The sequence below is a fragment of the Ruegeria sp. ANG10 genome (assembly GCF_040705255.1).
GTDB lineage: Bacteria > Pseudomonadota > Alphaproteobacteria > Rhodobacterales > Rhodobacteraceae > Ruegeria.
Genome location: NZ_JBFCVU010000011.1, coordinates 78,275 through 104,071 on the forward strand (window position 1 = coordinate 78,275; position 25,797 = coordinate 104,071).

The 25,797-nt window shown below is 58.5% G+C and carries 26 protein-coding genes and 1 riboswitch; of the genes, 15 read left to right on the forward strand and 11 right to left on the reverse strand.

Going from position 1 to position 25,797, the window contains the following annotated elements:
• Window positions 1-72 precede the first annotated feature (72 nt).
• From metK to miaB, 7 genes are all read right to left on the reverse strand, one after another.
• A complete protein-coding gene (gene metK / locus AB1A64_RS19200) occupies window positions 73-1,254 on the reverse strand; it encodes a methionine adenosyltransferase (RefSeq protein WP_366553285.1) in 1,182 nt (393 codons plus the stop codon).
• 5 nt (window positions 1,255-1,259) lie between these two features.
• A riboswitch (SAM-SAH riboswitch) is annotated at window positions 1,260-1,308 on the reverse strand.
• 42 nt (window positions 1,309-1,350) lie between these two features.
• Window positions 1,351-2,847: an apolipoprotein N-acyltransferase gene (lnt, locus tag AB1A64_RS19205; RefSeq protein ID WP_366553287.1), complete on the reverse strand. Its 1,497-nt coding sequence runs from the start codon at window positions 2,845-2,847 to the stop codon at window positions 1,351-1,353.
• Window positions 2,844-3,734, reverse strand: a complete 891-nt coding sequence (locus AB1A64_RS19210) for a hemolysin family protein (RefSeq protein WP_366553289.1) — start codon at window positions 3,732-3,734, stop codon at window positions 2,844-2,846. The genes lnt and AB1A64_RS19210 overlap by 4 nt, the downstream gene beginning before the upstream one ends.
• Window positions 3,735-3,769: 35 nt before the next feature.
• Window positions 3,770-4,264, reverse strand: a complete 495-nt coding sequence (ybeY, locus tag AB1A64_RS19215) for an rRNA maturation RNase YbeY (RefSeq protein ID WP_366553291.1) — start codon at window positions 4,262-4,264, stop codon at window positions 3,770-3,772.
• A gap of 33 nt (window positions 4,265-4,297) precedes the next feature.
• Window positions 4,298-5,320, reverse strand: a complete 1,023-nt coding sequence (locus AB1A64_RS19220) for a PhoH family protein (RefSeq protein WP_170517699.1) — start codon at window positions 5,318-5,320, stop codon at window positions 4,298-4,300.
• A 144-nt stretch (window positions 5,321-5,464) separates the two neighbouring features.
• Complete coding sequence (locus tag AB1A64_RS19225) at window positions 5,465-6,229, reverse strand: outer membrane beta-barrel protein (RefSeq protein ID WP_366553293.1); 765 nt, start codon at window positions 6,227-6,229, stop codon at window positions 5,465-5,467.
• A gap of 181 nt (window positions 6,230-6,410) precedes the next feature.
• Window positions 6,411-7,730 carry a tRNA (N6-isopentenyl adenosine(37)-C2)-methylthiotransferase MiaB gene (gene miaB, locus AB1A64_RS19230; RefSeq protein WP_366553294.1) on the reverse strand — a complete coding sequence of 440 codons (1,320 nt, stop codon included), beginning with the start codon at window positions 7,728-7,730 and terminating at the stop codon, window positions 6,411-6,413.
• 120 nt (window positions 7,731-7,850) lie between these two features.
• Between miaB and AB1A64_RS19235 the strand changes: the two genes are divergently transcribed.
• Window positions 7,851-8,714 carry a hypothetical protein gene (locus AB1A64_RS19235; protein WP_366553296.1) on the forward strand — a complete coding sequence of 288 codons (864 nt, stop codon included), beginning with the start codon at window positions 7,851-7,853 and terminating at the stop codon, window positions 8,712-8,714.
• Window positions 8,715-8,720: 6 nt separating this feature from the next.
• Here the strand turns inward: AB1A64_RS19235 and AB1A64_RS19240 are convergent, their stop codons facing one another.
• Complete coding sequence (locus AB1A64_RS19240) at window positions 8,721-9,518, reverse strand: phytanoyl-CoA dioxygenase family protein (protein WP_366553298.1); 798 nt, start codon at window positions 9,516-9,518, stop codon at window positions 8,721-8,723.
• An 87-nt stretch (window positions 9,519-9,605) separates the two neighbouring features.
• On the opposite strand from AB1A64_RS19240, the gene AB1A64_RS19245 reads away from it, so the two are divergent.
• Window positions 9,606-10,496: a LysR family transcriptional regulator gene (locus AB1A64_RS19245; protein ID WP_366553300.1), complete on the forward strand. Its 891-nt coding sequence runs from the start codon at window positions 9,606-9,608 to the stop codon at window positions 10,494-10,496.
• Window positions 10,497-10,498: 2 nt separating this feature from the next.
• Here the strand turns inward: AB1A64_RS19245 and irrA are convergent, their stop codons facing one another.
• Window positions 10,499-10,915 carry an iron response transcriptional regulator IrrA gene (gene irrA, locus AB1A64_RS19250; RefSeq protein ID WP_366553302.1) on the reverse strand — a complete coding sequence of 139 codons (417 nt, stop codon included), beginning with the start codon at window positions 10,913-10,915 and terminating at the stop codon, window positions 10,499-10,501.
• A 188-nt stretch (window positions 10,916-11,103) separates the two neighbouring features.
• On the opposite strand from irrA, the gene fabA reads away from it, so the two are divergent.
• The 4 genes from fabA to AB1A64_RS19270 are packed head-to-tail and all read left to right on the forward strand — an operon-like array spanning window position 11,104 to window position 13,916.
• Window positions 11,104-11,613, forward strand: a complete 510-nt coding sequence (fabA, locus tag AB1A64_RS19255; RefSeq protein ID WP_058283235.1) for a bifunctional 3-hydroxydecanoyl-ACP dehydratase/trans-2-decenoyl-ACP isomerase — start codon at window positions 11,104-11,106, stop codon at window positions 11,611-11,613.
• Window positions 11,614-11,644: 31 nt separating this feature from the next.
• Window positions 11,645-12,874 carry a beta-ketoacyl-ACP synthase I gene (gene fabB / locus AB1A64_RS19260; RefSeq protein WP_366553304.1) on the forward strand — a complete coding sequence of 410 codons (1,230 nt, stop codon included), beginning with the start codon at window positions 11,645-11,647 and terminating at the stop codon, window positions 12,872-12,874.
• A gap of 5 nt (window positions 12,875-12,879) precedes the next feature.
• Window positions 12,880-13,671, forward strand: a complete 792-nt coding sequence (locus tag AB1A64_RS19265; protein ID WP_170517680.1) for an enoyl-ACP reductase — start codon at window positions 12,880-12,882, stop codon at window positions 13,669-13,671.
• A 59-nt stretch (window positions 13,672-13,730) separates the two neighbouring features.
• Complete coding sequence (locus tag AB1A64_RS19270; RefSeq protein ID WP_170351780.1) at window positions 13,731-13,916, forward strand: hypothetical protein; 186 nt, start codon at window positions 13,731-13,733, stop codon at window positions 13,914-13,916.
• A 23-nt stretch (window positions 13,917-13,939) separates the two neighbouring features.
• Here AB1A64_RS19270 and AB1A64_RS19275 read toward each other — a convergent pair whose 3' ends face one another.
• Window positions 13,940-14,368, reverse strand: coding sequence for a peptidylprolyl isomerase (locus AB1A64_RS19275; RefSeq protein ID WP_170351781.1), 429 nt, complete (start codon window positions 14,366-14,368; stop codon window positions 13,940-13,942).
• A gap of 127 nt (window positions 14,369-14,495) precedes the next feature.
• Here AB1A64_RS19275 and AB1A64_RS19280 point away from each other — a divergent pair, with 127 nt between their 5' ends.
• The 9 genes from AB1A64_RS19280 to AB1A64_RS19320 all read left to right on the forward strand — a co-directional run bounded on the left by AB1A64_RS19280 (window position 14,496) and on the right by AB1A64_RS19320 (window position 22,668).
• Complete coding sequence (locus AB1A64_RS19280; RefSeq protein ID WP_366553307.1) at window positions 14,496-15,182, forward strand: haloacid dehalogenase type II; 687 nt, start codon at window positions 14,496-14,498, stop codon at window positions 15,180-15,182.
• Window positions 15,182-16,009 carry an alpha/beta hydrolase gene (locus AB1A64_RS19285; protein WP_366553309.1) on the forward strand — a complete coding sequence of 276 codons (828 nt, stop codon included), beginning with the start codon at window positions 15,182-15,184 and terminating at the stop codon, window positions 16,007-16,009. Before AB1A64_RS19280 ends, AB1A64_RS19285 begins: the two co-directional genes overlap by 1 nt.
• Window positions 16,006-16,980 (forward strand): threonine/serine dehydratase, encoded by a 975-nt coding sequence (locus AB1A64_RS19290; protein ID WP_366553311.1) that lies wholly within the window; start codon window positions 16,006-16,008, stop codon window positions 16,978-16,980. Before AB1A64_RS19285 ends, AB1A64_RS19290 begins: the two co-directional genes overlap by 4 nt.
• Before the next feature lie 59 nt (window positions 16,981-17,039).
• Window positions 17,040-17,828, forward strand: coding sequence for a 3-oxoadipate enol-lactonase (pcaD, locus tag AB1A64_RS19295; RefSeq protein ID WP_366553313.1), 789 nt, complete (start codon window positions 17,040-17,042; stop codon window positions 17,826-17,828).
• Between the two features lie 12 nt (window positions 17,829-17,840).
• Entirely contained in the window at window positions 17,841-18,563 is a 723-nt protein-coding gene (locus tag AB1A64_RS19300) for an alpha/beta fold hydrolase (RefSeq protein WP_366553315.1), read from the forward strand.
• Window positions 18,564-18,634: 71 nt separating this feature from the next.
• On the forward strand, window positions 18,635-19,834 hold the full coding sequence (locus AB1A64_RS19305; RefSeq protein WP_366553317.1) for a TCR/Tet family MFS transporter: 1,200 nt from the start codon (window positions 18,635-18,637) through the stop codon (window positions 19,832-19,834).
• Window positions 19,835-19,915: 81 nt separating this feature from the next.
• Window positions 19,916-21,010: a Zn-dependent alcohol dehydrogenase gene (locus AB1A64_RS19310; RefSeq protein ID WP_366553319.1), complete on the forward strand. Its 1,095-nt coding sequence runs from the start codon at window positions 19,916-19,918 to the stop codon at window positions 21,008-21,010.
• Between the two features lie 24 nt (window positions 21,011-21,034).
• Window positions 21,035-22,267: a mandelate racemase/muconate lactonizing enzyme family protein gene (locus AB1A64_RS19315; RefSeq protein ID WP_366553321.1), complete on the forward strand. Its 1,233-nt coding sequence runs from the start codon at window positions 21,035-21,037 to the stop codon at window positions 22,265-22,267.
• A 113-nt stretch (window positions 22,268-22,380) separates the two neighbouring features.
• Window positions 22,381-22,668 (forward strand): metalloregulator ArsR/SmtB family transcription factor, encoded by a 288-nt coding sequence (locus AB1A64_RS19320; protein WP_170578412.1) that lies wholly within the window; start codon window positions 22,381-22,383, stop codon window positions 22,666-22,668.
• Here AB1A64_RS19320 and AB1A64_RS19325 read toward each other — a convergent pair.
• Window positions 22,665-25,661 carry an ABC transporter transmembrane domain-containing protein gene (locus AB1A64_RS19325; RefSeq protein WP_366553405.1) on the reverse strand — a complete coding sequence of 999 codons (2,997 nt, stop codon included), beginning with the start codon at window positions 25,659-25,661 and terminating at the stop codon, window positions 22,665-22,667. The genes AB1A64_RS19320 and AB1A64_RS19325 overlap by 4 nt on opposite strands.
• Window positions 25,662-25,797 lie beyond the last annotated feature (136 nt).

The window sequence follows — 25,797 nt, forward strand, 5'->3', positions numbered from 1 at the left end:
ACGAGCGCCCCATTTGACAATCTTAATCAATAGAGCGCGCCCTCAAGGGCGCACCTTTTGATAGCGGAACGATCAGACCGCCGCTTTCAGCGCGTCGGTCAGATCCGTGCGCTCCCAACTAAATCCGCCATCGGCATCCGGCTGACGACCAAAGTGGCCATAGGCCGCCGTACGCTGGTAGATCGGCTTGTTCAGTTGTAGATGCTCACGAATACCGCGCGGTGTCAGATCCATCACCTGATCAACGGCTTTCTCGATATCCGCATTCGCCACCTGACCCGTTCCATGCGTATCCGCGTAGATCGACAGCGGCTTGGACACGCCAATCGCATAGCTCAGCTGAATGGTGCAGCGCTCTGCCATGCCTGCGGCAACCACGTTCTTGGCCAGATAACGCGCGGCATATGCGGCCGAACGATCCACCTTGGTCGGGTCCTTGCCCGAAAACGCACCGCCGCCATGCGGTGCGGCACCGCCATAGGTGTCCACGATGATCTTGCGCCCGGTCAGACCGGCGTCGCCATCAGGACCGCCAATCACGAACTTGCCGGTGGGGTTAACGTGCCATTCGGTATCAGCGTTCAGCCAGCCTTCGGGCAGGGTTTCAGTGATATAAGGTTCGACAATGGCCCGGATGTCATCCGAGCTCAGCGCCTCATCCAGATGCTGAGTCGACAACACGATCGAGCTGACGCCGACCGGCTTGCCATCCCGGTAGATCACGGACAGCTGCGATTTCGCATCCGGGCCCAGCGCGGGCTCAGACCCGTTCTTGCGCACCTCGGCCAAGCGCCGGAGGATCGCATGGGAATACTGGATCGGAGCGGGCATCAGCGCGGGGGTTTCGGTGGTGGCATAGCCGAACATGATGCCCTGGTCACCGGCGCCCTCGTCCTTGTTGTCCGAGGCATCCACACCCTGCGCAATATGGGCGGATTGCTCATGCAGCAGGTTCGTCACCTCGACCGTTTCGTGGTGAAATTTGTCCTGCTCGTAACCGATATCCTTGATACAGGCGCGTGCGATCTCGTCGATGCGGCCCATATAATCGTGCAGCTTTTCCTGATCAGACAGACCTACTTCGCCGCCAATGACGACACGGTCGGTGGTCGCAAAGGTTTCGCACGCCACGCGGGCTTCGGGTTCTTCGTTCAGAAATGCGTCAAGTACAGCATCCGAGATTCGGTCACAAACCTTATCCGGGTGCCCTTCGGATACGGATTCCGAAGTAAAAGTGTAGTTCTGTCGGGACATGAAAGTGCTCCATTAAGATTTCCCCATCACGCCAGGAAGCCGTTGTGACGGGCATGCGAGGGGATACGCCCACACAAACACAGGGTCAATCGGTAATTATGCGTGTTCGCGCCGGGCGTTGCGCCAAAACAGCGCGAAGAGGGCCGCCAGCAGGACAAAGATCGGAACATCCCCATTTCTGGAGTACACCGTTGGGACAAGCGGAGCAGGCAGTTTTGCATCGAAAAACCCAGCCTGACCCAAAGGTAGCGCCTGTGTGATGCGCCCCAACGGGTCAATCATCGCTGACACGCCGGTATTGGCCGACCGCATCATCGGCAGGCCCAGTTCGATCGCGCGCATCTGAGCCTGGGCCAGATGCTGATAGGGTCCAGACCGTGTGCCGAACCACGCATCATTGGTGATCTGCAACAGGAAATCCGCGCGCGCCGGCGCGGACAAAACATCCTGCGTGAACACGGCCTCATAACAGATCAGCGGCAGCGCCTTGCCCAGCTTGCCCGCATCCATCAAAGCTGCCCCGGGCCCAGCGCTGAACCCATTGCCGGTGGTCGCTGCCATGCCGTAGATACCGAACTTTGCCATCACCTCGCCGAACGGTACATATTCCCCAAACGGGGCCAGGTGGTGCTTGTCGTACAGACCCTGCTGCTGGCCCTGCTCATCCAGATAGATCATCGAGTTATAGATACGCGGCCCATCGCCACGCTGAATGCCCAGAAAAACCGGCGTGCCCTGCGCCGCATCGGCAATGGCATCCAGATAGGGTTGCGCGCTGCTCAGCCAGGCAGGCACCGAGGTTTCGGGCCAGACGATCAGATCAGGCCGAGGCTGCGCCGCAGTAAACTCAATCTGACGCGCAAAGAACAAAGGCGCGTATTCCGGGTCCCATTTCTGATGTTGTGGCGCGTTGGGTTGGATCAGGCGCACGACATGATCGGTTTCCGTAACCGTCGGGCGCGTGGCGGCATAGCCCAGCGCCAAACAGGCCGCGCCTACTGTCAATCCAAGCGATAATGCAAATACACCGCGTTGCGCCAGCGCCGCCCCCAAGGGCAAAGTCGCCAACAGGGTCAACGCGCCCAAACCATAGGGTCCGACCAATGACAAAAGTTGGGCCACCGGAGAGCCGACCCAAACCTGCGCCAACCCCGCCCAAGGGAACCCTGTCAGCACATAGCCGCGGGCGATTTCCGCTAGTGACACGGTCACAACCAGAAATACAGCTTGTGTGATTGCGCCACCCTCAGGCCGCCGCGCGACCCAAAAGGCCAGCGCCCAGAACAAGGCCAACCCTCCGGCCATTAAGATCAGGGCAAAGGGCGCCATCCAGGCGTGACGTTCCGCGTCCACCAAGAACGGCTCGACAATCCAGCTGAGACCATGTGCGAAATACCCGGTGGCAAAAGCCCAACCCAACAAGGCGGCCCTTCCCCGTGTTTCGGTCGACAGGAACAACGGTGCCAGCAACACCAGCGCAATCAGCGTTGCGACCCAAATAGAAAAGGGCGCAAGGCCAAATGCCGCCAGCGCACCCAAAAGCACGGCCAGAGCACATCTCAGCCAAAAGTTCCAGCCCTTAGCAGGGTTCATACAACGAGATCCGGCAACATGACACGCAGACGCTTGATCCGACGTGGGTCAGCGTCGATCACTTCAAATTCAGGACCTTCAGGGTGCAAGACAACCTCACCCCGTGCGGGCACCCGGCCTGATAGCATAAAGACCAGACCGCCCAGAGTGTCGATCTCTTCCTCATCCACGTCCTCGTGACTGGTCAGCGAGCGCCCGATTTCAGCCTCGAACTCTTCCAGTGGGACGCGGGCCTGAACGATGTAACAACCTGGCTTGTCCTGAACCCAAAGCTGATCTTCATCCGCGTCATGTTCATCGGCAATTTCACCCACGACCTGTTCGATCAGGTCTTCGATCGTCAGCAATCCGTCGACCCCGCCATATTCGTCGATCACCAACGCCATATGGCGACGTTCCGTCTGCATCTTGGTCAGCAGAACCCCAATCGGCATCGAAGGCGGAACAAACAGCAATGTCCGCAGCATCTTGACCAGATCGAATTCACTGGACCCACCGTTGAATCCGTGGGTCAGGGCAAAATCCTTGAGGTGGACGAACCCCAACGGCGAATCCAGCGTGCCCTCATACACCGGAATCCGCGACAGACCGCTTTCGCGGAACACCTGCGCCAGCTCATCCTTGGTGATTGTTGAAGGGACCGAGATGATCTCGGCCGTTGGGATGGCCACATCCTCAACCCGCATCCGCCGCAGGTTGATCATGCCGCGCGGCTGTGCCTTGTCGACCTCGTGACCGTTGGTCACCTGGCTTTCCTCATCCTCGCCCTGCGGCGAAAACGCATCCACTATTCGAGAAAAGAAACCGGCTTTCTCTTTACTATCTTCACCGCTGTTCCTGGTTTGCGCGCCCTGCGCCGCCATAGAACTGCCGTCTGTCTCGCCCATAATCCTATTCCAAATAATCGGCCTTGATGGCCCGTCTACATATTATATGGGTCATCGATACCCATTTTGCCAAGTATAGCGACCTCAACCGTTTCCATCAAAGTGGCGTCGGTGTCACGAATGTGATCATAGCCCAGCAGATGCAAGGTCCCGTGAATGATCAGGTGCATAACGTGATCATTCATTGATTTCCCTGCCTCATCCGCCTCGCGCGCGCAGGTGTCGTAGGCAATCGCAATGTCCCCCAACGGGATTTCACCGGTGAAATCCAGCTCAGGCGGCGCCGGGCTCTGCCCCGGTTCCTCGGCTGCCAAATCCTCGGCGGGCCAGCTAAGAACATTGGTTGGCGCAGGCTTTTCCCGAAACTCCGCATTCAGTTCAGCGATACGCGCATCATCACAGGCCAAAAGGCTGACTTCGCACAGGTCAGCGTCCAGACCGCAATAGTCCAACACCGCCTGAATGGCGCGCGTGGCCAAAGGCTCCAGCCCCTGCCAACGCGCATCCTCAATTGTCAGTTCAAGGTTCATATCACCACGTCCAAAGCCTGCGGCTGTGGACGATTATCCCGTTTCACGGCCCGAGTCGGCCTCATACGCCTCGATAATGGCGGCGACAAGCGGGTGGCGGACCACATCTTTCGAGGTGAAGTAGTTGAAGCTGATATTTGGGATCGTCTTCAACAAACGTTCCGCATCTTGCAGCCCCGACTGAACCCCACGTGGCAGGTCCACTTGCGAGCGGTCACCGGTGATCACCATGCGGCTGCCTTCACCAAGACGAGTCAGGAACATCTTCATCTGCATGGTCGTGGCGTTCTGTGCCTCATCCAACACGACAAACGCATTGGCCAAAGTCCGCCCGCGCATGAAGGCCAGCGGCGCGATTTCGATTCGCTTTTCCTCGATCAGTTTGGCCAGTTGCTTGCCGGGCAAAAAGTCATTCAGCGCGTCATATAGCGGCTGCATGTACGGATCGACCTTGTCCTTCATGTCGCCGGGCAGATAGCCCAGCTTTTCACCGGCCTCGACCGCGGGACGGCTGAGGATAATCCGATCCACATGCCCACCGATAAACATCGAAACGCCAGCGGCAACAGCCAGGTAGGTCTTACCCGTGCCTGCGGGACCGATCCCGAACGCAAGTTCGTTGTGGAACAGCGAGTGAACATAGGCCTTTTGCGCATCGGTGCGCGGCTCGACCAGCTTTTTGCGGGTCTTGATCTCAACCGTGCCGCCCTTGAACATCTCAAGCTGATCACCGTCGCGGCTGCCGGTTTCCTGTTCCGATCCGCCCATCCGCAATTCGCGATCCACATCGGCGGCTTCGACATCGCGCCCACCCTCTAGACGAGTGTAAAGGGCCTGTAGCACCTCTATCGCTTGCTTCTGAGCGTCTTCGTCACCCATAACAACCAACTGATTGCCACGGCGCACGATCTGGACGGACAGCTTCGTTTCGATTTCGGTCAGGTTGCGGTCATACTCGCCGCACAAATCAATCAACAACCGATTGTCAGGGAATTCAACAAACGCCTCACTTTGGGGCATGTCATCTTGCGGTGGGGTAAGGGCACCGATGGCCAATCCGTTCTCCTGTCTTGGCGTTTATACCCCGAGCGTAGACAACATTTCTCGGTGGGCGCAAGCCACAGTTTCAATTTTTCCCAAACAGAGGGTAAAACCGCCGAAATCAGACGCAGCCGCGCACCACCCCAATCGCGGACAGCTTCAGAAGGTGTAATTCAATCCAAAACGCAAACCACGGTAGCGCGGTGTGGATTTTGTTGAGAACCCATTGTCAAATTCAACCTCGCGCGAGTCGAATTGCACATATTCAAACTCACCCGTGATCGACCAGTTTTCGTTCAGACTGTGTTCTGCACCGATACTGGCTGAAAATCCATTGCGAGAGTCACTGTCTTCAAAGGATTGGACCGTGCCCCCTGAGGACAGGCTGCTTGACGTTGTGATGTCTCCCTGCACGTACCCGACCGAGACAAAATACAGAACGGTGCCGCTCTTGTTGGTCAAACCGTTGCGAAAACGCAGGGAAATAATGTCCGAAACCTCAGATCCGCCAGTAACCGCTACTGTGCCAATATCCGTCGACACTTCATCGTCGATCTTTCCGAAGTCATATCCGAGTTCGAACCCATAAACATAATCCCGGCCGCCGATTGCCGGCAGAACACCACGCCAACCGCCACGGATACCACCGTAGCCGCCACTCAGGTCCAGCTCTCCGATTTCGAAAATATCCGTCGGGGTGCGCAGTCCGAATCGGTCCGTGCCTCCCGACGCGTAGGCCCCGCTCAGACCCAGATAGAACGCGCTAACGTCGCTGCCCAAACGCTTGGGGCTGACAACCGGGGGATCCGTCACCCCCTGTTCGAGGTTACCCGCCACCGTCGCGCTGGAAAAAAATGATAGCGCCAGCACCGCCGGAAAAACAAACCGGCCGTTTGGCCCAAAGAAACGCGTTAGGAATTTCACTCGTACCCTCCATCGTCCTGACCCGAAACCGGGTCAGCACCGACCTGAATTTTAGGAAACAGAAACCCTTTTCCCCAAATACGTCCGGCTTTTGTCCGAACATAGTTACCGGCGATAAATCAAGGGTTAATTTTTGGAACAATTACCCACTATGGCTTTCAAACAGCACTTTTGGGGCGCCTCATATCAGCGCACCGGCCAGCGAATTTGCCCCTGAGGCGGTGATCTGAACACCTCGCAATTCTCCGACCGCGACATCGGCGTCAGACACGTGAACCGAATGTAAATACTCGGATTTTCCGACCATCTGGCCCGGCAAGCGACCGGATTTTTCAAACAGAACCTTGACCTTGCGCCCTACCATTGCGTCCTGAATTTCCCGCTGATGCTGGGTGATCAGGGCCTGAAGGCGTTGCAAGCGATTGTCAGCCGCATCCGGGTCAACCTGAGGCCGCTCGGCTGCAGGCGTTCCCGGACGTGTCGAGTATTTGAAGGAATAGGCATATCCGTATTTAACCTCTTCGACCAAATCCATGGTGGCTTGGAAATCCTCTTCGGTTTCTTCAGGGAAACCGACGATGAAATCGCCAGACATCACGATGTCGGGCCGTGCAGCCCGAATACGCTCGATCAGGCGAAGATAGCTTTCAGCGGTGTGGCTGCGATTCATGCGTTTGAGGATTCGGTCCGAGCCTGACTGCACCGGCAGATGCAGATACGGCATCAGTTTCTCGCAGGTTCCGTGCGCCTCGATCAGGTCGTCGGCCATGTCATTGGGGTGCGAGGTGGTAAAGCGGATGCGCTCCAACCCATCAACCTTGTTCAACTCCCAAATCAGCCCGGCCAGCGTCATGTCTCCGTTCGCGCCAGCCCCGTGATAGGCATTTACGTTCTGCCCCAGCAGAGTGATCTCGCGCACGCCGCGTTCAACCAGGTCTTGCGCCTCGCGGATGATACGATCTGCGGGGCGGCTAACCTCGGCACCGCGGGTATAGGGCACCACGCAGAAGGCACAGAACTTGTCACAGCCCTCCTGCACGGTCAGAAACGCCGTCGGGCCACGCTTGGCGTTGGGACGGTTTTTGAGCTTTTCGAACTTGTCCTCTTCGGGGAAATCCGTGTCCAGCGCCTTGGCGCCGGTGCGCGTCTTGGCCTCCATCTCGGGCAGGCGGTGATAGCTTTGCGGCCCCACAACCAGATCGACCAGCGGCTGACGGCGCATGATCTCTTCACCCTCGGCTTGCGCCACACAACCCGCCACGCCGATCTTGAGGTCAGGCTTTTCGGCCTTCAAACCTTTGAACCTGCCAAGTTCGGAATAGACCTTTTCGGCGGCCTTTTCTCGGATATGGCAGGTGTTCAGCAAGATCATGTCGGCATCATCGGGGCTTTGCGTTTCCACATAGCCTTGCCCACCCAGCGTCTCGGACATGCGTTCGCTGTCGTAGACGTTCATCTGGCAACCATAGGTTTTGATATACAGCTTTTTGGGTTCCGACATGGGTATGGCCTTTGCGCTGACGGGATCGGCGTCATCTATACCCTACGAACGCCGCTTGCAATGCCGGGGCGGATACCCGATTTTGACAGCAGATTCCAGCAAAGTGGAACCGGACAGGCAATGCAATACGACTCTCTCGATGATTTCCTCGCCTCAGGCAAATCCGCCTTGGCCAAAGGTCCTGTCGCGCTGATCTTCGTCGAAGATGATGTCGAGGTCGACAGCACCCTGCGCCACCATCTGCATCTGGGTTTTAAATCCGTGATTGCGTTCATGCCGCAGGATTTCGCGCTGGGTTCTGAACTGTCTGAGCGCATCCACAGGGTCACCCTGACCTGCGTGCCCAGCACGGTTGCATTTGACACCATCAACAAGATCATTCAGGCCGCGCCGGGTATCTGGATGTATTACTGCTATAATGCCGAGTACCTGTTCTTTCCATTTTGCGAGACCCGCACGGTGGGCGAATTGTTGGCCTTCCATACCGAGGAACGCCGCGACGCCATGCTAAGTCATGTCGTCGACCTTTATGCTGACGACCTGAACACCTTTCCAAACGGCGTTGCCCCGGATCACGCCATGCTGGACAGCACAGGATATTACGCCCACACCCGCCATGACGCCGAAGGCCACCCGGTCGAGCGGCAGTTGGACATGTCCGGCGGCCTGCGCTGGCGGTTCGAAGATCACATCCCCTATGAACGCCGCCGCATCGACCGGATTGCTCTGTTCAAATCGCGCAAGGGGTTGGAATTGCGGCCCGACCACACCTTTAACGAGCCGGAATACAACACCTATTCCTGCCCGTGGCATCACAATATGACGGCGGCCGTATGCTCATTCCGCGCGGCCAAAGCGTTGAAAACCAACGCCGGGTCCACCTTCGACATTCCAAGTTTTTGTTGGCACAACTCGGTGTCATTTCAGTGGAAGTCCGGCCAATTGCTCGATCTCGGACTGATCGAATCGGGCCAGTGGTTCTAAGTCCGCCTAGCGCCGTAGCAGCACCGGGAACCAATCCTCGCGCAGGCGTTGGCCGGGCGTCATGTCATGGCCCGGGAACGGGGGCGAGGTCCGGCCCGGTCGCTCCGCATAACGTGCATCATCCCCAACCAGACGCAGCGAAAACGCCCTGCGGCGGCTGTCTGATTGGTTCCCGCGCGCGCCGTGCAGCGTGCGATAGTTGAAAGCCACTGCATCACCCGGCTCCATTTCGAATTCCACAACCTTCATGCCCTCGGCATCCGGGTCCGGAACGGGGATGTACTGGCCTTCGTCGGGGAAGAACCCTTCTTCCGATACCCAGCGGGTCGGCAGGACCTCTTTCTCCCAACGGTGCGACCCCGCCACGCAACGCAGCGTCGCCTTTTTTACCGGATCCAGCGGCGACCAGAAGCTGATCGTCTGCTGCCCTTCCACGAAATAATACGGCCCGTCCTGATGCCACGGTGTCGCCATCGAGGTGCCCGGCTCTTTGACCAGAACGTGATCGTGGAACATCTGCACGGTTTGCGACTGCATCAGATCCGCTGCAACCTCGGCCACCGGAGAGTTTTCGATCACTTCCCGAAACTGATCAATCCGCGACCAGTTGCAGTAATCGTCAAAGAACAGACCGGTCTCACCCTGTTTCTTGTTTTCCGACGCATACGGGCCCGGCTCGGCCATATTCGCGGCAACGCCTTCGCGCAGCGTTTCGACGTGACCGGTATAAAGCCCCCTGATCAGGACAACGCCGTCCTGCTGGAAAGTGTCGATCATCTCTTGCGTGACCAGAGGGTGCGTCATGTCTGTCTCCGTTCCGTAGGGTTGTGTGATCTGCACATGACAAAGCCCTCTGTTCAAGTCATATCTTTCAAAGGTAGACTTAACTTCATGTTATATATTTCCCTGCGCCAATATGAATATGTCTGCGCCATCGGGCGGCATGGCAGCCTGTCCGCCGCCGCACTGCACCTGAATGTCTCGCAACCTGCGCTGTCCAACGCGTTGACGCGGGTCGAGGAACAGCTGGGTTATCCCCTATTCGCCCGCAGGCGTGGGGCAGCCATGGCGCTGACACCACAGGGCCGCAGTTTCATCGATGAGGCCGAGGCGCTGCTGGCCAGTGCCGCCCGGTTGGAAAATGCCACTGATATCGACGCGGGTAAGACGCGACTGCGGCTGGGGTGTTTTGTTGATCTGGCGCCCTTCCTGCTTTCACGCGCCTTGCGCCAGTTGCGTGTGCAGATGCCGGACGTTGCAATCACCTACAGGGTGGACAGTTTCGAAGGGCTGATCTCGGGCCTGATTGACGGGCGGATTGACCTTGCCCTGACCTATGGGCTCAGCATGGATGCAAGTTTTACCCAGCAGACGCTGTTCACAAGCACGCCGCATGCTCTGCTGGCGCCGGATCATCCCTTGGCCGCACAAAGCGACGTTTCCCTTCAGGACCTGGCGGCCTACCCGCTGATCCTGTCAGAGGAAGGGTTGTCGGCACAGCATGTATTGGGGCTGTTTCGACAGATTGGGGAAAATCCAACGGTTGCACATCGCGCGGCCTCGTTGGAAATTCAGCGCAGCCTCGCGGCGCATGGCGAAGGAGTTGCAATCAGCTATGCCAATCCACCCGCCGATATCAGTTATGATGGGATGCCTTTGCTAAGCCTGCCCGTCTCGAACCCGTTCACGGCAGAACCCGTGGTCCTGGCACGACATGGCACTGGCCCCTCGGACGCGCAGATTGCGACCGCCGAGCAGGCCCTATCTGATCTAAAACCGTAAAATTATTTTTTGCGCAGGCGGATCACGACGTCGACAGATGCGATTTCAACCCCTTCGGGTGCCTCGGGTAAGCGCTGAATCACCAATTGATCCGAGGGCGCATCGCTTAGGCGACTCTCATCCTCCCAGAAAAAGTGGGGGTGATCATGGGTGTTGGTGTCGAAATAGCTTTTTGACCCGTCCACCGTGATTTCCTGCAGCACCCCGGCGTCGCAAAACGCGCGCAGGGTGTTATACACGGTCGCAAGCGAAACAGCATCGCCGTTCTTCTTGGCCGCATCAAACAGGCTTTCGGCCGTGACATGACGATGTTTACCGTCGCCCACCAGCAATTCGGCCAAGACAACGCGCTGACGCGTCGGGCGTAATCCTGCGTCAACCAACCAGGAAGTCGCTATGTTTCGGCTCTGAGGTGTCATGAATCCGATACCTGTTCTTTTCTGAACTATATATAAGGGTTCCGGCCAGGCAATTTCAAATGAAATTCATTCGCAAAGAATGCCCTGAACACAACATGATGTGGGCGACCGCTCTTGCAGGACCTTGCATACGGGTGCTAGGTGAGGCCAGATTAGATAAACGGACCCCTGGCAGGAGAGGCGGCAGAATGGCCCAATTCCCGAGCAGCTTTGACAAAGACGATCTGCTGAAATGCGCCCGTGGCGAGTTATTCGGCCCCGGTAACGCGCAGCTACCTGCTCCGCCGATGCTGATGATGGACCGCATCACCGACATTTCGGAAGATGGCGGTGCGCACGGAAAAGGCCATGTGCTGGCCGAATTCGATATTACCCCGGACCTGTGGTTCTTTGACTGCCACTTTCCCGGCAACCCAATCATGCCTGGCTGTCTTGGGCTGGACGGTCTGTGGCAGCTTACCGGCTTCAACCTGGGCTGGCGCGGCTGGCAAGGGCGCGGCATGGCGGTGGGCGTGGGCGAGGTCAAACTGACCGGCATGGTGCGCCCGGACCGTAAAATGCTGACCTACAAGATTGATTTCAAGAAAGCGATCCAGACTCGCCGCCTGACGATGGGCGTGGCAGATGGTATCGTCGAAGCGGACGGCGAAATGATTTACGACGTCAAAGATATGAAAGTCGTTCTGTCCGAAGCCTAAGCCGGACTGGCTTGAAATAAGGAGCACGCACATGCGTCGAGTAGTTGTCACCGGTCTGGGGGTTGTCTCTTCCATCGGGAACAATGCCGAAGAGGTTCTGGCCTCACTCAAGGCAGGTAAATCCGGCATCGTGGCCAACGAGCAGATGGTCGAACATGGCTTTCGCAGCCAAATCGCCGGATCGCTGGATATTGATGTATCCGAGCATGTAGACAAGCGCACCCTGCGCTTCATGGGGCCCGGCGCGGCCTACGCCCATATTGCCATGACCCAGGCAATTGCAGATTCAGGACTAACCGAGGATCAGGTTCAGAACCCGCGCACCGGGCTTGTGGCCGGATCGGGCGGCCCGTCGACCAGCGCCATGCTGACCGCGCATCAGACGGTGCTGAAAACCGGCGCAACCAAGCGGATCGGGCCGTTCGCGGTTCCGAAATGCATGTGCTCGACGATCTCGGCCAACCTTGCGACAGCGTTCAAGATCAAGGGCATCAACTATTCGATCACTTCGGCCTGTTCGACCTCGCTGCATTGCATCGGCAACGCGGCCGAACAGATCATGCTGGGCAAACAGGACGTTATGTTCGCCGGCGGCGGAGAAGAACTGGACTGGACCCTGTCCTGCCTGTTCGACGCGATGGGCGCGATGTCCTCGAAATACAACGACACGCCCGACAAAGCCTCGCGCGCGTTCGACCAGAATCGCGACGGGTTCGTGATCTCGGGCGGCGGCGGCATCGTTGTGCTTGAGGATCTGGAGCACGCGCTGGCCCGCGGTGCCAAGATTTATGCCGAAGTGACCGGCTATGCCGCGACCTCGGACGGCCACGACATGGTGGCCCCGTCCGGTGAGGGGGGTGAGCGCGCGATGCGCTTGGCCCTTTCGACCCTGCAAGAAGGCCGCAAGGTCGGCTACATCAACGCTCACGGCACCTCGACCCCGGTCGGCGACGTGGGAGAGGTCGAGGCCGTGCGCCGTATCTTTGGCGAAGGCAATGTGCCCCCGATTTCATCGACAAAGTCGATGACGGGCCACGCACAGGGTGCCGCAGGTGCGCTTGAAGCGGTCTTCTGCCTGCTGATGCTGCACCATGATTTCATTACTCCGTCGATCAACGTCGACACACTTGCCGAAGGCATCCTGCCCGGTGAAATTGCAACTCAAGTAGTTGAAAACGCAGGCTTGGACAGCGTGATGACCAACAGCTTCGGCTTTGGTGGCACAAACGGGTCCATGGTTCTGTCAAAGTATAACGGGTGAATACGATGTCGGATACTCTCAAGGGCAAACGCGGCCTGATCATGGGCGTGGCAAATGACCGCTCGATTGCGTGGGGCATTGCCAAGGCCATGCACGAAGCCGGCGCAGAACTGGCCTTCACCTATCAGGGTGAAGCCTTCGGAAAACGGCTGGAGCCATTGGCCCAAAGCCTGGGCAGCGATTTCATGGTGGATGCAGATGTCACTGACGACGAATCTCTGGACCGTGCGTTCGATGAGCTGGGCGCGCGCTGGCCGACAATTGATTTCGTGGTTCACGCGATCGCCTATTCGGATAAATCCGAACTGACCGGCCGGTTCCTGAACACCACGCGGGCGAATTTCAAACACTCCATGGATGTGTCGGCCTATTCGTTTATCGAGGTTGCGCGCCGCGCTTATCCGTTGATGAAGGACAATGGTGGTTCACTGCTGACGCTGACCTACCAGGGTTCGAACCGGGTCGTGCCGAACTACAACGTTATGGGCGTGGCCAAGGCAGCGCTGGAATCGGCGACCCGCTATCTGGCCAATGATCTGGGACCCGAAGGCATCCGCGTGAACGCCATCTCACCCGGCCCGATGAAAACGCTGGCAGGTGCGGCCATCGGCGGTGCGCGCAAGACCTACAAGTTCTGCGATCAGAACGCACCGATGCGCGCAAACGCAACGCTCGAAGCCGTCGGCGGCACCGCCGTTTACCTAACTTCGGACGTCGGGGCCTGCACCTCGGGCGAGATAATTCGGGTGGACGGTGGCTTCCATGTTCTGGGCATGCCGCAACCCGATCACATGTGACCTGATCTTTCCCTGTCCGTGCCAAGATTTAACCATCTTTTCCGGGCAGTGATAGCGGCATGAGCAAAGCAGAACAAATCATCGCCACCACCACACGGGCATCCCGGCGCAAATCGGGTTTTCTGGGGCAACGCGGCCGGATCGCATTGCTGGCCCTGACCACGCTGCTGATGCTGTTTGTGTTCTTCACACAGGCAGAAGTCCGCACCACCCTCACATCCTGGACCAGCCTGATCTCAGGCTGATCCAACACGCTGGCCCACAGTTGTCAGTTGATTGAAACAACCTCGATATCAAAAATCAGATCCTGACCGGCCAACGGGTGATTGGCGTCCAGCGTGACGGTTGCGTCATCCACCTCCACCACCGTCACAGGCAGCGCTTGCCCATCCGGTGTCTGCATCTGTAGCTGAGTGCCAGGCTCAAGCGGGATGTCATCCGGTATCCCTTCGCGCGGGATCTGCTGCCGCATCGCCGGATTGATCGGGCCATAGGCATCCACGCAGGCAATCTCGACCCGTTTTTTTTCGCCAGCTGTCAGACCGGGCATGGCCGTATCCAGACCGGGAATGATTTGACCGGACCCAACCACAAATTCCAGCGGGTCGCGCCCTTCGGAACTGTCGAACACGTTTCCGTCCAGCAAAGTACCCTTGTAATGGATGCGAACCGTGTCGCCTTGTTTGATCTCGGTCATAGGTGGCCTCCGGCCGTTAAGAAATTGAGCGGCCAACCCTAGGGGGTAACGCGCTATTGTAAACCCTCCCCCCTTTTGTGCCTGCATCACTTGTGCCAACCTGCGCGCGAATGAGGGAGGGGAATTGATGCCGATCACCACTTGCGTATTCGATGCCTATGGCACGCTGTTCGACGTTGCCGCCGCCGCGCGGCAAGCCGCATCCGAGCCCGGGTTCGAGAAGCTGCAACAGAAATGGCCCGAATTGGCAAATCATTGGCGGCTGAAACAGTTGCAATACACTTGGCTGCGCGCGATCACCGATGCCCATGCCGATTTCTGGGATGTCACGCAAGACGGGCTGGACTGGGCGTTGGACGCCACCGGGCTTGAGGGCGATCCCACCCTGCGCCAACGTCTGCTGGACCTGTATTGGGAATTGCAGGCCTATCCGGAAGTGCCCCAAATGCTGACTGCCCTGAAAGAGGGCGGATTGAACACCGCGATACTGTCCAACGGGTCGCCGCCCATGTTGGATGGTGCAGTGCAATCGGCAGGGATTGGCGGCGTGCTGGACGCTGTGCTGTCAGTCGAAAGTGTCGGCGTCTTCAAACCTCATTCCAGTGTCTACGATCTGGTGCAGCAGCGTTTTAACTGCGCCCGTGACGAGGTGCTTTTTGTCAGCTCGAACGGATGGGACGCCGCCGGGGCCAGCGGGTACGGGTTCGTAACCGCCTGGGTTAATCGTGCAGATGAGCCAATAGACCGCTTGCCATGGAAGCCCGCACATGTTCTGTCCGACCTGACAACGATCCCTCAACTCGCCGGAGTTTAATGGCTTTTTTCACCACGTCTGATGACAGGCGCCTTTTCTTCGATGACATCGGGACCGGTACTCCGGTGTTGTGCCTTGCCGGACTGACCCGCAACAGCCAGGATTTCGCGTTCCTGGCGCCACATATCACCGATGTGCGGATGATCACGATGGATTACCGGGGGCGCGGGCAATCGGATCATGACCCGGACTACATGAACTATAACATCATCCGCGAATCCCTTGATGTGATCGAGCTGCTAGATCATCTGGGATTGGACCGTGCGGTTGTCTTGGGCACTTCGCGCGGCGGATTGATTGCCATGGCGCTGGCCGTCAGCCATCCCGAACGGCTGTCCGGAGTGATTCTGAATGATGTCGGCCCGGTAATCGACCCTGTAGGTATTGCCAAGATCATGGATTATGTGGGCAAGCAGCCGACCTCTAAAACCTATGACGAAGCCGCGATAATCTTGCAGCAGGTGATGGGGCAGCAATTCCCCGGCGTTTCGCAGGACCGGTGGCGGCAGCAGGTGGAAACCCAATACGAACAGACCGAGGACGGCCTAACGTTGCGCTATGATCCGGCCTTGCGGACTGCACTATTGGAACAAGCCGCTGCGGGCGAATTCCCGGATTTGTGGATGTTCTTCGAAGCCTTGCGCCACATACCCACCGGGGTCATTCGGGGCGCAAATTCGGATCTTCTCGGCAAGGATACGCTGGTCGAGATGCACAAACGCAACCCCGATCTTATCTCGGCAGAAATACCGGATCGCGGCCATGTGCCGTTTCTGGACGAACCGCAGTCTTTGGCCCTTATCCGCAAAGTATTGGATACCGTATGAGCACTTTGGAGATGATCGAAGCCGCCGCCGATCGGCTGAGGGGTCACGTTCGGGAAACACCGCTGTTGACGTCGCCCTTTCTGGATGACCTGGCGGGGCGTCGGGTGCTGGTAAAGCCCGAATGCCTGCAACATACGGGCAGCTTCAAGTTCCGTGGCGCGTGGTCGGCGATCTCGGCGCTGAACGCACAGGACCGACAGCGCGGCGTGATCGCCTATTCCTCGGGCAATCACGCGCAGGGAGTGGCATTAGCCGCAGCACGACACGGCATTTCGTCAGTGATCATCATGCCCTCGGACGCGCCCCAGTTGAAGATCGACAACACCCGCGCGCTGGGGGGCGAGGTCGTCCTGTATGATCGCGCAAACGAAAGCCGCGAAGAGATTGGCGAATCCCTGGCCGCCGAACACGGCCTGACCCTAATCCGCCCGTATGATGAACCGCAGGTGATCGCCGGTCAGGGCACCACCGGGTTGGAGCTTGCCCGGCAGGCCGCCGAATTGGGCGTTGAACAGGCGGATGTTCTGGTCTGCTGCGGTGGTGGCGGGTTGACTTCGGGGATCGCGCTGGCGCTCGAAGGTCACGCACCCGGACTGCGCGCCCGCACATGCGAGCCCGAAGGGTTCGACGACGTCAAACGCTCATTGGCCAGCGGTCAGATTCAGGCCAATGCTGAAACTGCGGGCAATATCTGTGACGCGATCCTGACGCCGCAGCCCGGACAGATTACCTTTCCAATTCTCAGCCGCTTGTGTGGTCCGGGCCTGTCGGTCACTGAAGTGGAAGCCATGCGTGCGATGGCTCTGGCCTTTCTGCGTCTGAAAATCGTGCTAGAACCGGGCGGCGCGGTTTCGTTGGCTTCGGCCCTTTTCCGCAAAGAACAAATCGAAGGCGACGCGGTGATCGTCGTGGCCTCGGGGGGCAATGTGGACCCGGAAGTCTTTGGAAAAGCGCTGGAATTCCTGACCTGACATTGATCAATGTTTGGGTCAACCTGATACCTTAAAGTATGACGACAGGGGATTGTGTCATGCAGATCGCAGATATTGGAGAAGTGCAGTTGCACTATCGCGTCGATGGTGATCCAAACGGCGCGCCCATTGTTTTTGCCAACTCGCTAGGAACCGATCTGCGCCTTTGGGACGCGATGCTGCCGCATCTGCCTGCCGGTTTACGGATCATTCGCTATGACAAGCGCGGGCATGGCCTATCGTCACAACCGCCTGCCCCGTATTCCATGGGCGCGCTGGTGCGCGATGCCGAGGCATTGCTGGATCTGTTGGACGTTCGCGATTGCGTCTTTGTCGGCCTGTCCATCGGTGGCCTGATCGCGCAGGGTTTGGCGGTAAAGCGTATGGATCAAATCCGCGCGCTGGTCCTGTCGAACACCGCCGCCAAGATCGGCATCCCTTCAATCTGGCAGGACCGTATGGATGCGGTCCGCCAAGGCGGTATCGAAGCGCTGGCCGATGCGACGATGGAACGGTGGTTTTCCAAAAGTTTCCGCTCAGCGCCGGAACACCTGCTGTGGCGCAACATGATGGTTCGACAGCCCGTTGACGGTTATCTGGGTTGCTGTGCTGCGATTTCGGGCACAGATTTCTTCACTCCTACCAGCGGCCTGCGCCTGCCGACGCTGGGCATTGCCGGCAGCGAGGACGGCTCGACCCCTCCGGATCTGGTGCGCGAAACTGTTGAACTTATCCCTGGCTCGAAATTCGAACTGATGCGCCGGGCCGGTCACCTGCCCTGTGTTGAACAACCGGCGGAATACGCCGCCCTGCTGCGTAATTTTCTGACCGATATCGGACATATTTGAAGGAGCACTGTTTTGGCAGATTTTCTGTTGGTCCATGGATCGTGTCATGGCGCATGGTGCTGGCGTGATGTCATTCCCGCCCTGACGGCACTGGGTCACACGGCGCGCGCAATTGACCTGCCCAGCCACGGCTCGGACCCGACGCCGATTGCCGACGTCACGCTGGACAGTTGCCGCGATGCAGTTCTTTCGGCCTCGACCCCGCAGACGATCCTCGTTGGCCATTCCTGGGGCGGCTATCCCGTCAGCGCCGCCGCCGAGGCGGCCCCGGACGCCATGCGCGCCCTGATCTATCTGTGCGCATATGTTCCGCAAGATGGCCTTTCGATGATTGAGATGCGCAAAAGGGCCCCACGCCAACTGGTCGTCGATGCCGTCGAAAAATCCACCGATTGCCTATCCTACACGTTCAGGCCAGACATGGTGCAAGATTTGTTTTATCACGACTGCGCACCTGAAACCGTACCCTATGCCCTTGCACGCATGTGCCCTCAGCCCATCGCACCGCAGGAAACTCCGCTGTCCGTTGCCGAAAATTTCGCGCGAGTCCCCAAGGCTTACATCACCGCGACGGACGACCATACGATCCCGAGGGAATACGAAGAACAGATGAGCCGCGTGGCACCTGAAGATTTGCGAAAATCGATCAGCAGTTCGCATTCTCCGTTCTTCTCTCATCCCCGTCTTCTGTCCGAAATCCTGGACGATCTGGAACAAAAATTACCGGCGGCATGACCTGACGTTACAGGTGCTTCACAGGTGAACGAAGCGTGATAGGGTCCGGGCGATTCTCGCGAGCGGTATTTATGCGTCTACCCTTTCTCTTTGTACTCGGCACGGTGATGATCGACGCCATGGGCATCGGTCTGGTATTGCCCATCATGCCAGAGCTGATCGTCGAGGTTCAGGGCGGCACCCTGGCCGATGCAGCGATCTGGGGCGGTGTGCTCAGCACCGCCTTTGCCGCGATGCAATTCGTATTTGGGCCAATTCTGGGCAACCTATCCGACGCCTATGGCCGGCGTACTGTGCTGTTGGTGTCGTTGTTCGTAATGTCGCTGGACTATGTAGTGATGGCGATTGCCGGTAGCATCTGGTTGCTGCTGGCCGGGCGTATCGTGGGCGGTATCACTGCCGCCACCCATGCCACAGCTGCAGCGTTCATGGCGGATGTCTCGAAACCCCACGAAAAGGCTGCGAATTTTGGCCTGCTAGGAGCTGCCTTTGGGGTGGGGTTTGTGTTGGGCCCAGTCATCGGCGGGTTGCTGAGCGAATACGGAACCCGCGCGCCTTTCTGGGCGGCAGCGGCCTTGTCCGCGCTGACTTTTCTGGGCGGCCTTCTGGTCATGCCGGAAACGGTGACCGACAAAACCCGCCGGGCCTTCAGCCTGCGCCGCGCAAATCCGGTCAACTCTTTACGCGCCATCGCATCGTTGCCGGGCATCCGCCCGATGCTGTGGGTCTATTTCCTCTATTCGGTGTCCATCTACGTTTACCCCGCAATCTGGGCCTATTTCACAACCGAGCGCTTTGGCTGGTCACCGCAAATGATCGGTCTGTCACTGGGCTTGTATGGGATCGGCATGGCCGCTGTGCAAGGTGGCCTGATCCGCCCCGCGACCCGATATCTGGGTGAGAGGGTAACGATCATCTACGGTATGGCTTTCGAAGTGGTCAGCTTTTTGCTGTTGGCTTTCCTGACCAATGGCTTCATCGCTCTGATGCTGATCCCGATCACCGCCGCCGGAGCTGTCGTGACCCCCGCCCTTCAGGCCCTGACATCTCGCGCCACCCCGGATTCGCAGCAAGGTGAGTTGCAGGGGGTGCTGACCTCGCTGCATGCGCTGTCGATGGTGATTTCGCCACTGGTGATGACCAGCGTGTTCGCACATTTTGCCAAACCCGAGGCGGCAATCTATCTGCCCGGCGCGCCCTTCCTGCTGGCACTGCTTTTGATGGTCGTGGGATTTGCCTTGTTTCTGCGATCGCGCCCAGTCGTGGCGTAACAACGACCTCCTAATGACGGTTTCCGTCTTGCGACTCTCGCTCTCACGCGCCACCGTGGCCAAAACCAAGAGAGTGACACAATGCAAACCATCAAAGCCGCCGTGTGCAGGGCGTTCAACGAACCTCTGGTCATCGAGGATGTTCTTCTGGCCCCTCCCGCCACAGGCGAAGTCGAGGTGACGTTGGATGCCGTGGCCATCTGCCACTCTGACATCACTTTCGCCAGCGGCGCGTGGGGTGGGCATTTGCCAGCCGTCTATGGGCACGAGGCCGCCGGGGTGATCACTGCAATTGGTGATGAGGCCGGGGGTTTCAAGGTCGGCGACCCGGTCGTTGTCACGCTGATCCGCGCCTGCGGGTCCTGCCCGTCTTGCGCAGGCGGCCAGCCAACCATCTGCGAAACGCCTTATGACACCGTCAAAGGACCGCTGCAGACAGTGGACGGTGGTCCCTTAGATCAGGCGATGGCCTGCGGTGCCTTTGCCGAAAAGGTTGTCGTCAGCCACCGCCAGATCGTGAAACTCCCCGCTGAAATGCCCAAAGACGTGGCCAGCCTGCTGTCCTGTGGCGTGATCACCGGGGTTGGTGCGGCGGTGAATGCGGCGAAGCTACGCCCTGGTCAGGACGTGGTGGTCATCGGCGCGGGTGGTGTCGGGTTAAACGCCATTCAGGGGGCCCGTATTGCCGGGGCCCGTCGGATTGTGGCCGTCGATATGACCGAGGAAAAGCTGGACATCGCCATGGAATTTGGCGCGACGCATGGCGTCTTAGCCAGTCAAGACAAGCCATGGCAAGCCGCCTACAAGGCACTGGGTGGGCGCGGCGCAGATGCCGTTCTGATCACCGTCGGCGCAATCCCGGCCTATGATCAGGCCCCGCGATACTTGGGTCGGGGCGGTCGGGCGATCATGATCGGTATGCCGCATTCGGGCGATATGTCCAGCTATGAACCTGTAGTTCTGGCCGCGCTGGGTCAGGGCATGGTGGGCTCAAAAATGGGCGATGTTGTTATTCAGCGCGATATCCCGTGGATGATCGACCTGTATGAACAGGGGCGGCTGAAATTGGACGAGCTGATCTCGGGCCGGTGGTCCCTGGATCAGATCAACGAGGCCATCGAAGACACCAAAACCGGATCGGCCAAGCGCAACGTGATCCTGTTCGACAGGGGCTGACGCCATCCAAGGGGAGGACACCGGATGAAACTGCAGGACCTAGATATCATCGTCACGGCCCCGCCTGCGCCGGGATGGGGCGGGCGGTATTGGATTTTGGTCAAGGTGACGACCGATACCGGGATCACCGGCTGGGGGGAATGTTATGCCTCATCCGTTGGTCCCGACGCGATGCAGCATGTGATCCGGGATGTGTTCGAACGGCATATGCAGGGCGAAAACCCCGAAAACATCGAGTTGATGTTCCGCCGTGCCTATTCCAGCGGCTTTACTCAGCGACCCGATCTGACTGTTATGGGCGCGTTTTCGGGGCTTGAGATCGCCTGTTGGGATATACTGGGCAAGGATCGCGACCGCCCGGTCTATGCCCTGCTGGGTGGGGTGATGAACGAACGCATCCGGGCCTACACCTACCTTTATCCCCTACCGCAACATGATCTGTCCGATTTCTGGACCTCACCCGATCAGGCCGGTGAATGCGCGGCCGAGATGGTACGGCGGGGATTCACCGCGGTGAAATTCGACCCCGCAGGCCCCTATACGATCCGTGGCGGACATATGCCTGCCATGTCTGATATCTCAATGTCGGTCGCGTTCTGCAAAGCCATTCGCGAGGCCGTGGGGGACAGGGCCGACCTACTGTTTGGCACCCATGGTCAGTTCAACACCGCAGGCGCAATCCGGTTGGGTCAGGCGCTAGAGCCCTATTCGCCACTGTGGTTCGAAGAACCCACCCCACCTGACATGATCGAGGATATGGCCCGCGTCGCCCGCAACGTCCGAATCCCTATCGCGACCGGTGAACGCATGACCACCAAGGCCGAATTCGGAGCGGTACTGCGCGCCGGGGCCGCTGAGATCCTGCAACCTGCCCTTGGCCGCGCCGGTGGCATATGGGAGATGAAGAAGGTCGCCGCCATGGCCGAGGTGTTCAATGCCCAAATGGCACCGCATCTATATGCCGGACCAATCGAATGGGCCGCCAATATCCATCTGGCCGCGTCGATCCCAAATCTGTTGCTGCTGGAGACCATCGAAACGCCTTTCCACGATCAGCTGATTAAAGGCGTTTTGCGTGTCGATGATGGGTTCGTGACCGCCCCAACCGCGCCCGGCCTTGGGATCGAGGTGGACGAGGACCTGGCCCGCGCGCATCCCTACACCGGCGACGGGCTGCATTTGCAAATGCAGGAAGAACCTTGCGACTATGTCAACGGCAACGCCTTTCAAGGGGGAGCGCCAGCGACCGAGGGGTGACAACCAAACCGGTTTCAGGGCATATTGGTCCAACCCCATTGCGAATAAACAGGCTGCGTGTGACCCCCAAAGCCCAAGACACCGAAGGCGCACATTCTGAAAACCCGGCGGACATGAAAGAAAGCGCCGCGCGGGCTGCGGCGTTTCTGAAAACACTGGCCCATGAAGGCCGGTTGATGATTCTGTGTCATCTGGGCGACGGTGAAAAATCAGTGGGTGAACTCGAGGACCTGCTGCAAATCCGGCAGGCCGCCGTCAGCCAGATGCTGGCCCGGTTACGGCAGGAACGTCTGGTGTCTACGCGCAGGGACGGCAAGACGATTTACTACTCACTGCACGACGGCAACACCGCGCAGGTCATCGGGCTGCTTTACGAATTGTTCTGCAAGCCCAAGATCTAGTTAGAGACGTACCCAGCAATCACCTGCATCAGCTTGAACGCGGTCGCGGCATCGTTTTCGACGACCGCCAGGAATTCCTCTTCACCGATCCTCAGGCATGACAGTTCTGTCTCGGCAATCATGCTTAACGCGCGGGGTTCTTTGCGGATCAGCCCGAGTTCGCCCACCAGTGCCCCCGGCCCTACCTTAGTGATCAGCTGATCGGGCCCTTCCATCTGCGGCAGGTACAGCCCGGCCTCGCCCTCCAGCACCACATAAGCTCCATCGGTGGGCTGGTCATCCTTCAGGAACACAACCTCGCCCGGTTTGGCATCGAACCAGCGCGCACCAAAGGCCAGCAGACGCAACTGCCTGCGGTCAAGACCGGAAAACAGTGGCGTCTGTTCCAACGCGCGCAGCTTGCGCGCCAGATCGGCTGAGGCGGCGCTGTCCTCTTCCACGGCATCATACCCTCCGTCCGAGACCACACGACCTTGCCGGATTTCGACAAACATGTCGAATACATCCGGATTTTCGAACTGGTCGTTCAGATAGATGACGGTCGTGTCCGGCAACAACTGACGCAGGTTTTTGTAAACAGCGACCTGGGTCGCCATGTCATAGCTGGCGAGTGCGTTTTCCAGGATCAGGATGTCCGGCTTTTTGATCGTCGCGCGGGTAAAGGCCAGTGGTTCGGCAAAAACGGCGGGCAAGTTCTGACCACCGATTGCAACCGGGACGTCATAGATCAGCTCGACCACCTGCGGGCGCGCGCCGTTTTCGTCCAGCACATCGACAATCAGCTTACGCGCCTCGTCCGAACGACCGCCCCCGATCTGACTGACTTTGCCGAACAGAGCGTTTTCCATAACGGTCAGACCCGGCGCAAATGCCGTTTTGTCCAACGAGACGAAAACGTCATGCAACCGCCCCAGCAGTTTCTCGGAATGGCTGTGACGCAGTTCGAGGATTCGGTTCTTTAACTCATCGGTAAAGGCAGGCCCAATCTGTTCCGCCGAAATCACGAATGGCACCGCCAGTAGATTGGCCAGTTGTTCATCATCCAGACCGGATACGCCCTCATTCCTGGTCCGCTCGACCAGTTCCAGCGCGGCCTCATAGGTTTGCGCCTCAAGTCCCAACTTGCGGAACAGCGGGTGGTCGGTGCCGTCCAGACCAAAGATCTGACGCAGCATCTCGATCACATCCCGGGTCAGGCCAACCAGTGTTTCATCCAAGCCAAACTCGCGCAGTTGCCCCAAAAAGACGGTCTGCTGCGCCAGCAATTCCTGCGTGACCGGCACGCGCGGCGTGGCGAACAGCAGGTTTTCCACCACCGGCAAGGCCGGGTTGTAGGTGTCGCGATCAAACACCAAAGCTTGTTGTTCCAACCGAGCCTTTTGCACCGCCTGCTGGACCAAGGGGCGCAGCTCGACCAGTTTGCTGGCCAATTCCGGGTGTTCAACCGGATCAAACACTTGCTCTGATCCACGCTGGAACAAAGCCGCCCCTGACCCCATGCCGTCAATCAGGTGCAACCACCAATCGCGCAGCGCGTCGGGGCTGTCCAACCCGGCCTGAGACGGGTCAAGCCACTCGGCATCATACGGATCGGCGCTGTTGCCTGCCCGCTGTGTCTCAGCAAAATCAGGGTCGTCGGACTGCGTTGTCAGCGGCCTCTGACGCATCGGCATCATCACATTGTCGCCCAACGTCCCCTGAAACATGACCGGGCGTGACGAGGCGTAGCCAATGCGCGCGGCCACCACGCTTTGATGCAGGTTCGAAAGGTTTTCGCCACCAATCTCGACCCGGCCCGCGCTGGGTAGGATTTCCCGCGTCAGCAACTCAGCAACGGCGCGCCGGTCCTCTTCGCTGGGGGCCGCAATCCCAACAGTTTGGCCGCCCTTAAAGGTAAGGTTCAGATCATCCAAAACCTGATTGCCGTCCATATCCCGAACCGAAACCCGATCCAGCGCGATATCCCCATTCAGATGTGGTCGCGTTTCCGGCTCACCCTCGAACAGCTTTTCATCGGGCATTCCCGGCGGAGCAAAACGTTCGACCACCACGTCCCAGCGCAGCGACATGTCCTGCGTCTGGTTGTAGTAGGTCAGCAGCTCTTTCCAAGGCGAGCTCAGGTCCTTATACGCCGCCAGCGCCGCCACCAGCGCCCCCAATGAGACCGAGCCCTGCAAAACCAGAAGGCCGCCAATTAAATAGAACATGAACGGCGTCAACTGCGAAATGAAGTTGTTGATGAACTTCATAAAGAACTTTTTCTGGTAGATCTCGAACCGAATACCGAACAGCCGTCCCAACTGCTCCGAAATCATCGCCCGGCGATAACGCCAACCGCCATTGGCCCGCAGGGTCGAAGCCCCGGCCGCATTCTCGCCAATTTGCGCGGCCAATATGCGGACTTCCTGAATGCGTTTCTTGTTCAGTAAGTTGATCTGACGCTGCAGCTTGGGAATTAGCCAAGCCTGCAGCGGAATCAGGGCCACAGCGGCCAGCCCGAACCAGACGCTTTGCAGGAACAGGAACGACAGGATCGTGATCATCTGTCCGGCCTGCAGAACCGGCTGGCTGATCGCATCGCCCATTAGCCCACCCATCGGCTCGCTTTCGGCAGTGATCATCGACACCATCTCACCCTGGCTGACCCGCTCGAAATACGGTTGGGGGAACCGCAGGGCGCGGTTGATCAACTGATAGCGGAACCGGCGCAGCATCCGTTCACTGAGTACACCTTTCATGGTGTTGATGCGCATCTTCATCAGGCCATGCGCCAGCACCGCCAGCAAGAACGCGCCACACAGGATGATCAGGAATGTAGTCTGAGTAATCTCATAGCCCAGAACATCTACAATTGGACTAGTCGCACCGATGGCATCGTTGATGATGCGCTTGGGCAGTTCCAGTGTCAGGTACAGCAGCGGAAATAGCGTAGATGTCACGGCCAGCAGAATTAGCTGATCGCGTTTTGAGTACTTCCAAATAAACCGGAAAATCGAACGTTCTATGGACCCTGCCCCTGTTTTGAATCACCGATCCGATCTGAAAGAAATTGCGGCGCATCCAACACGCTGAATTTACAGCATTCGTGACCACTGACGCAAATAGTTTCCAGTTTGCACATTAATTCGC

Coding starts and splice junctions, on each gene's coding strand:
- metK (WP_366553285.1), bottom strand. CDS start 1,254: ATGTCCCGACAGAACTACACTTTTACTTCGGAATCCGTATCCGAAGGG.
- lnt (WP_366553287.1), bottom strand. CDS start 2,847: ATGAACCCTGCTAAGGGCTGGAACTTTTGGCTGAGATGTGCTCTGGCC.
- AB1A64_RS19210 (WP_366553289.1), bottom strand. CDS start 3,734: ATGGGCGAGACAGACGGCAGTTCTATGGCGGCGCAGGGCGCGCAAACC.
- ybeY (WP_366553291.1), bottom strand. CDS start 4,264: ATGAACCTTGAACTGACAATTGAGGATGCGCGTTGGCAGGGGCTGGAG.
- miaB (WP_366553294.1), bottom strand. CDS start 7,730: ATGTCGGAACCCAAAAAGCTGTATATCAAAACCTATGGTTGCCAGATG.
- AB1A64_RS19235 (WP_366553296.1), top strand. CDS start 7,851: ATGCAATACGACTCTCTCGATGATTTCCTCGCCTCAGGCAAATCCGCC.
- AB1A64_RS19240 (WP_366553298.1), bottom strand. CDS start 9,518: ATGACGCACCCTCTGGTCACGCAAGAGATGATCGACACTTTCCAGCAG.
- AB1A64_RS19245 (WP_366553300.1), top strand. CDS start 9,606: ATGTTATATATTTCCCTGCGCCAATATGAATATGTCTGCGCCATCGGG.
- irrA (WP_366553302.1), bottom strand. CDS start 10,915: ATGACACCTCAGAGCCGAAACATAGCGACTTCCTGGTTGGTTGACGCA.
- fabA (WP_058283235.1), top strand. CDS start 11,104: ATGGCCCAATTCCCGAGCAGCTTTGACAAAGACGATCTGCTGAAATGC.
- fabB (WP_366553304.1), top strand. CDS start 11,645: ATGCGTCGAGTAGTTGTCACCGGTCTGGGGGTTGTCTCTTCCATCGGG.
- AB1A64_RS19265 (WP_170517680.1), top strand. CDS start 12,880: ATGTCGGATACTCTCAAGGGCAAACGCGGCCTGATCATGGGCGTGGCA.
- AB1A64_RS19270 (WP_170351780.1), top strand. CDS start 13,731: ATGAGCAAAGCAGAACAAATCATCGCCACCACCACACGGGCATCCCGG.
- AB1A64_RS19275 (WP_170351781.1), bottom strand. CDS start 14,368: ATGACCGAGATCAAACAAGGCGACACGGTTCGCATCCATTACAAGGGT.
- AB1A64_RS19280 (WP_366553307.1), top strand. CDS start 14,496: ATGCCGATCACCACTTGCGTATTCGATGCCTATGGCACGCTGTTCGAC.
- AB1A64_RS19285 (WP_366553309.1), top strand. CDS start 15,182: ATGGCTTTTTTCACCACGTCTGATGACAGGCGCCTTTTCTTCGATGAC.
- AB1A64_RS19290 (WP_366553311.1), top strand. CDS start 16,006: ATGAGCACTTTGGAGATGATCGAAGCCGCCGCCGATCGGCTGAGGGGT.
- pcaD (WP_366553313.1), top strand. CDS start 17,040: ATGCAGATCGCAGATATTGGAGAAGTGCAGTTGCACTATCGCGTCGAT.
- AB1A64_RS19305 (WP_366553317.1), top strand. CDS start 18,635: ATGCGTCTACCCTTTCTCTTTGTACTCGGCACGGTGATGATCGACGCC.
- AB1A64_RS19310 (WP_366553319.1), top strand. CDS start 19,916: ATGCAAACCATCAAAGCCGCCGTGTGCAGGGCGTTCAACGAACCTCTG.
- AB1A64_RS19315 (WP_366553321.1), top strand. CDS start 21,035: ATGAAACTGCAGGACCTAGATATCATCGTCACGGCCCCGCCTGCGCCG.
- AB1A64_RS19320 (WP_170578412.1), top strand. CDS start 22,381: ATGAAAGAAAGCGCCGCGCGGGCTGCGGCGTTTCTGAAAACACTGGCC.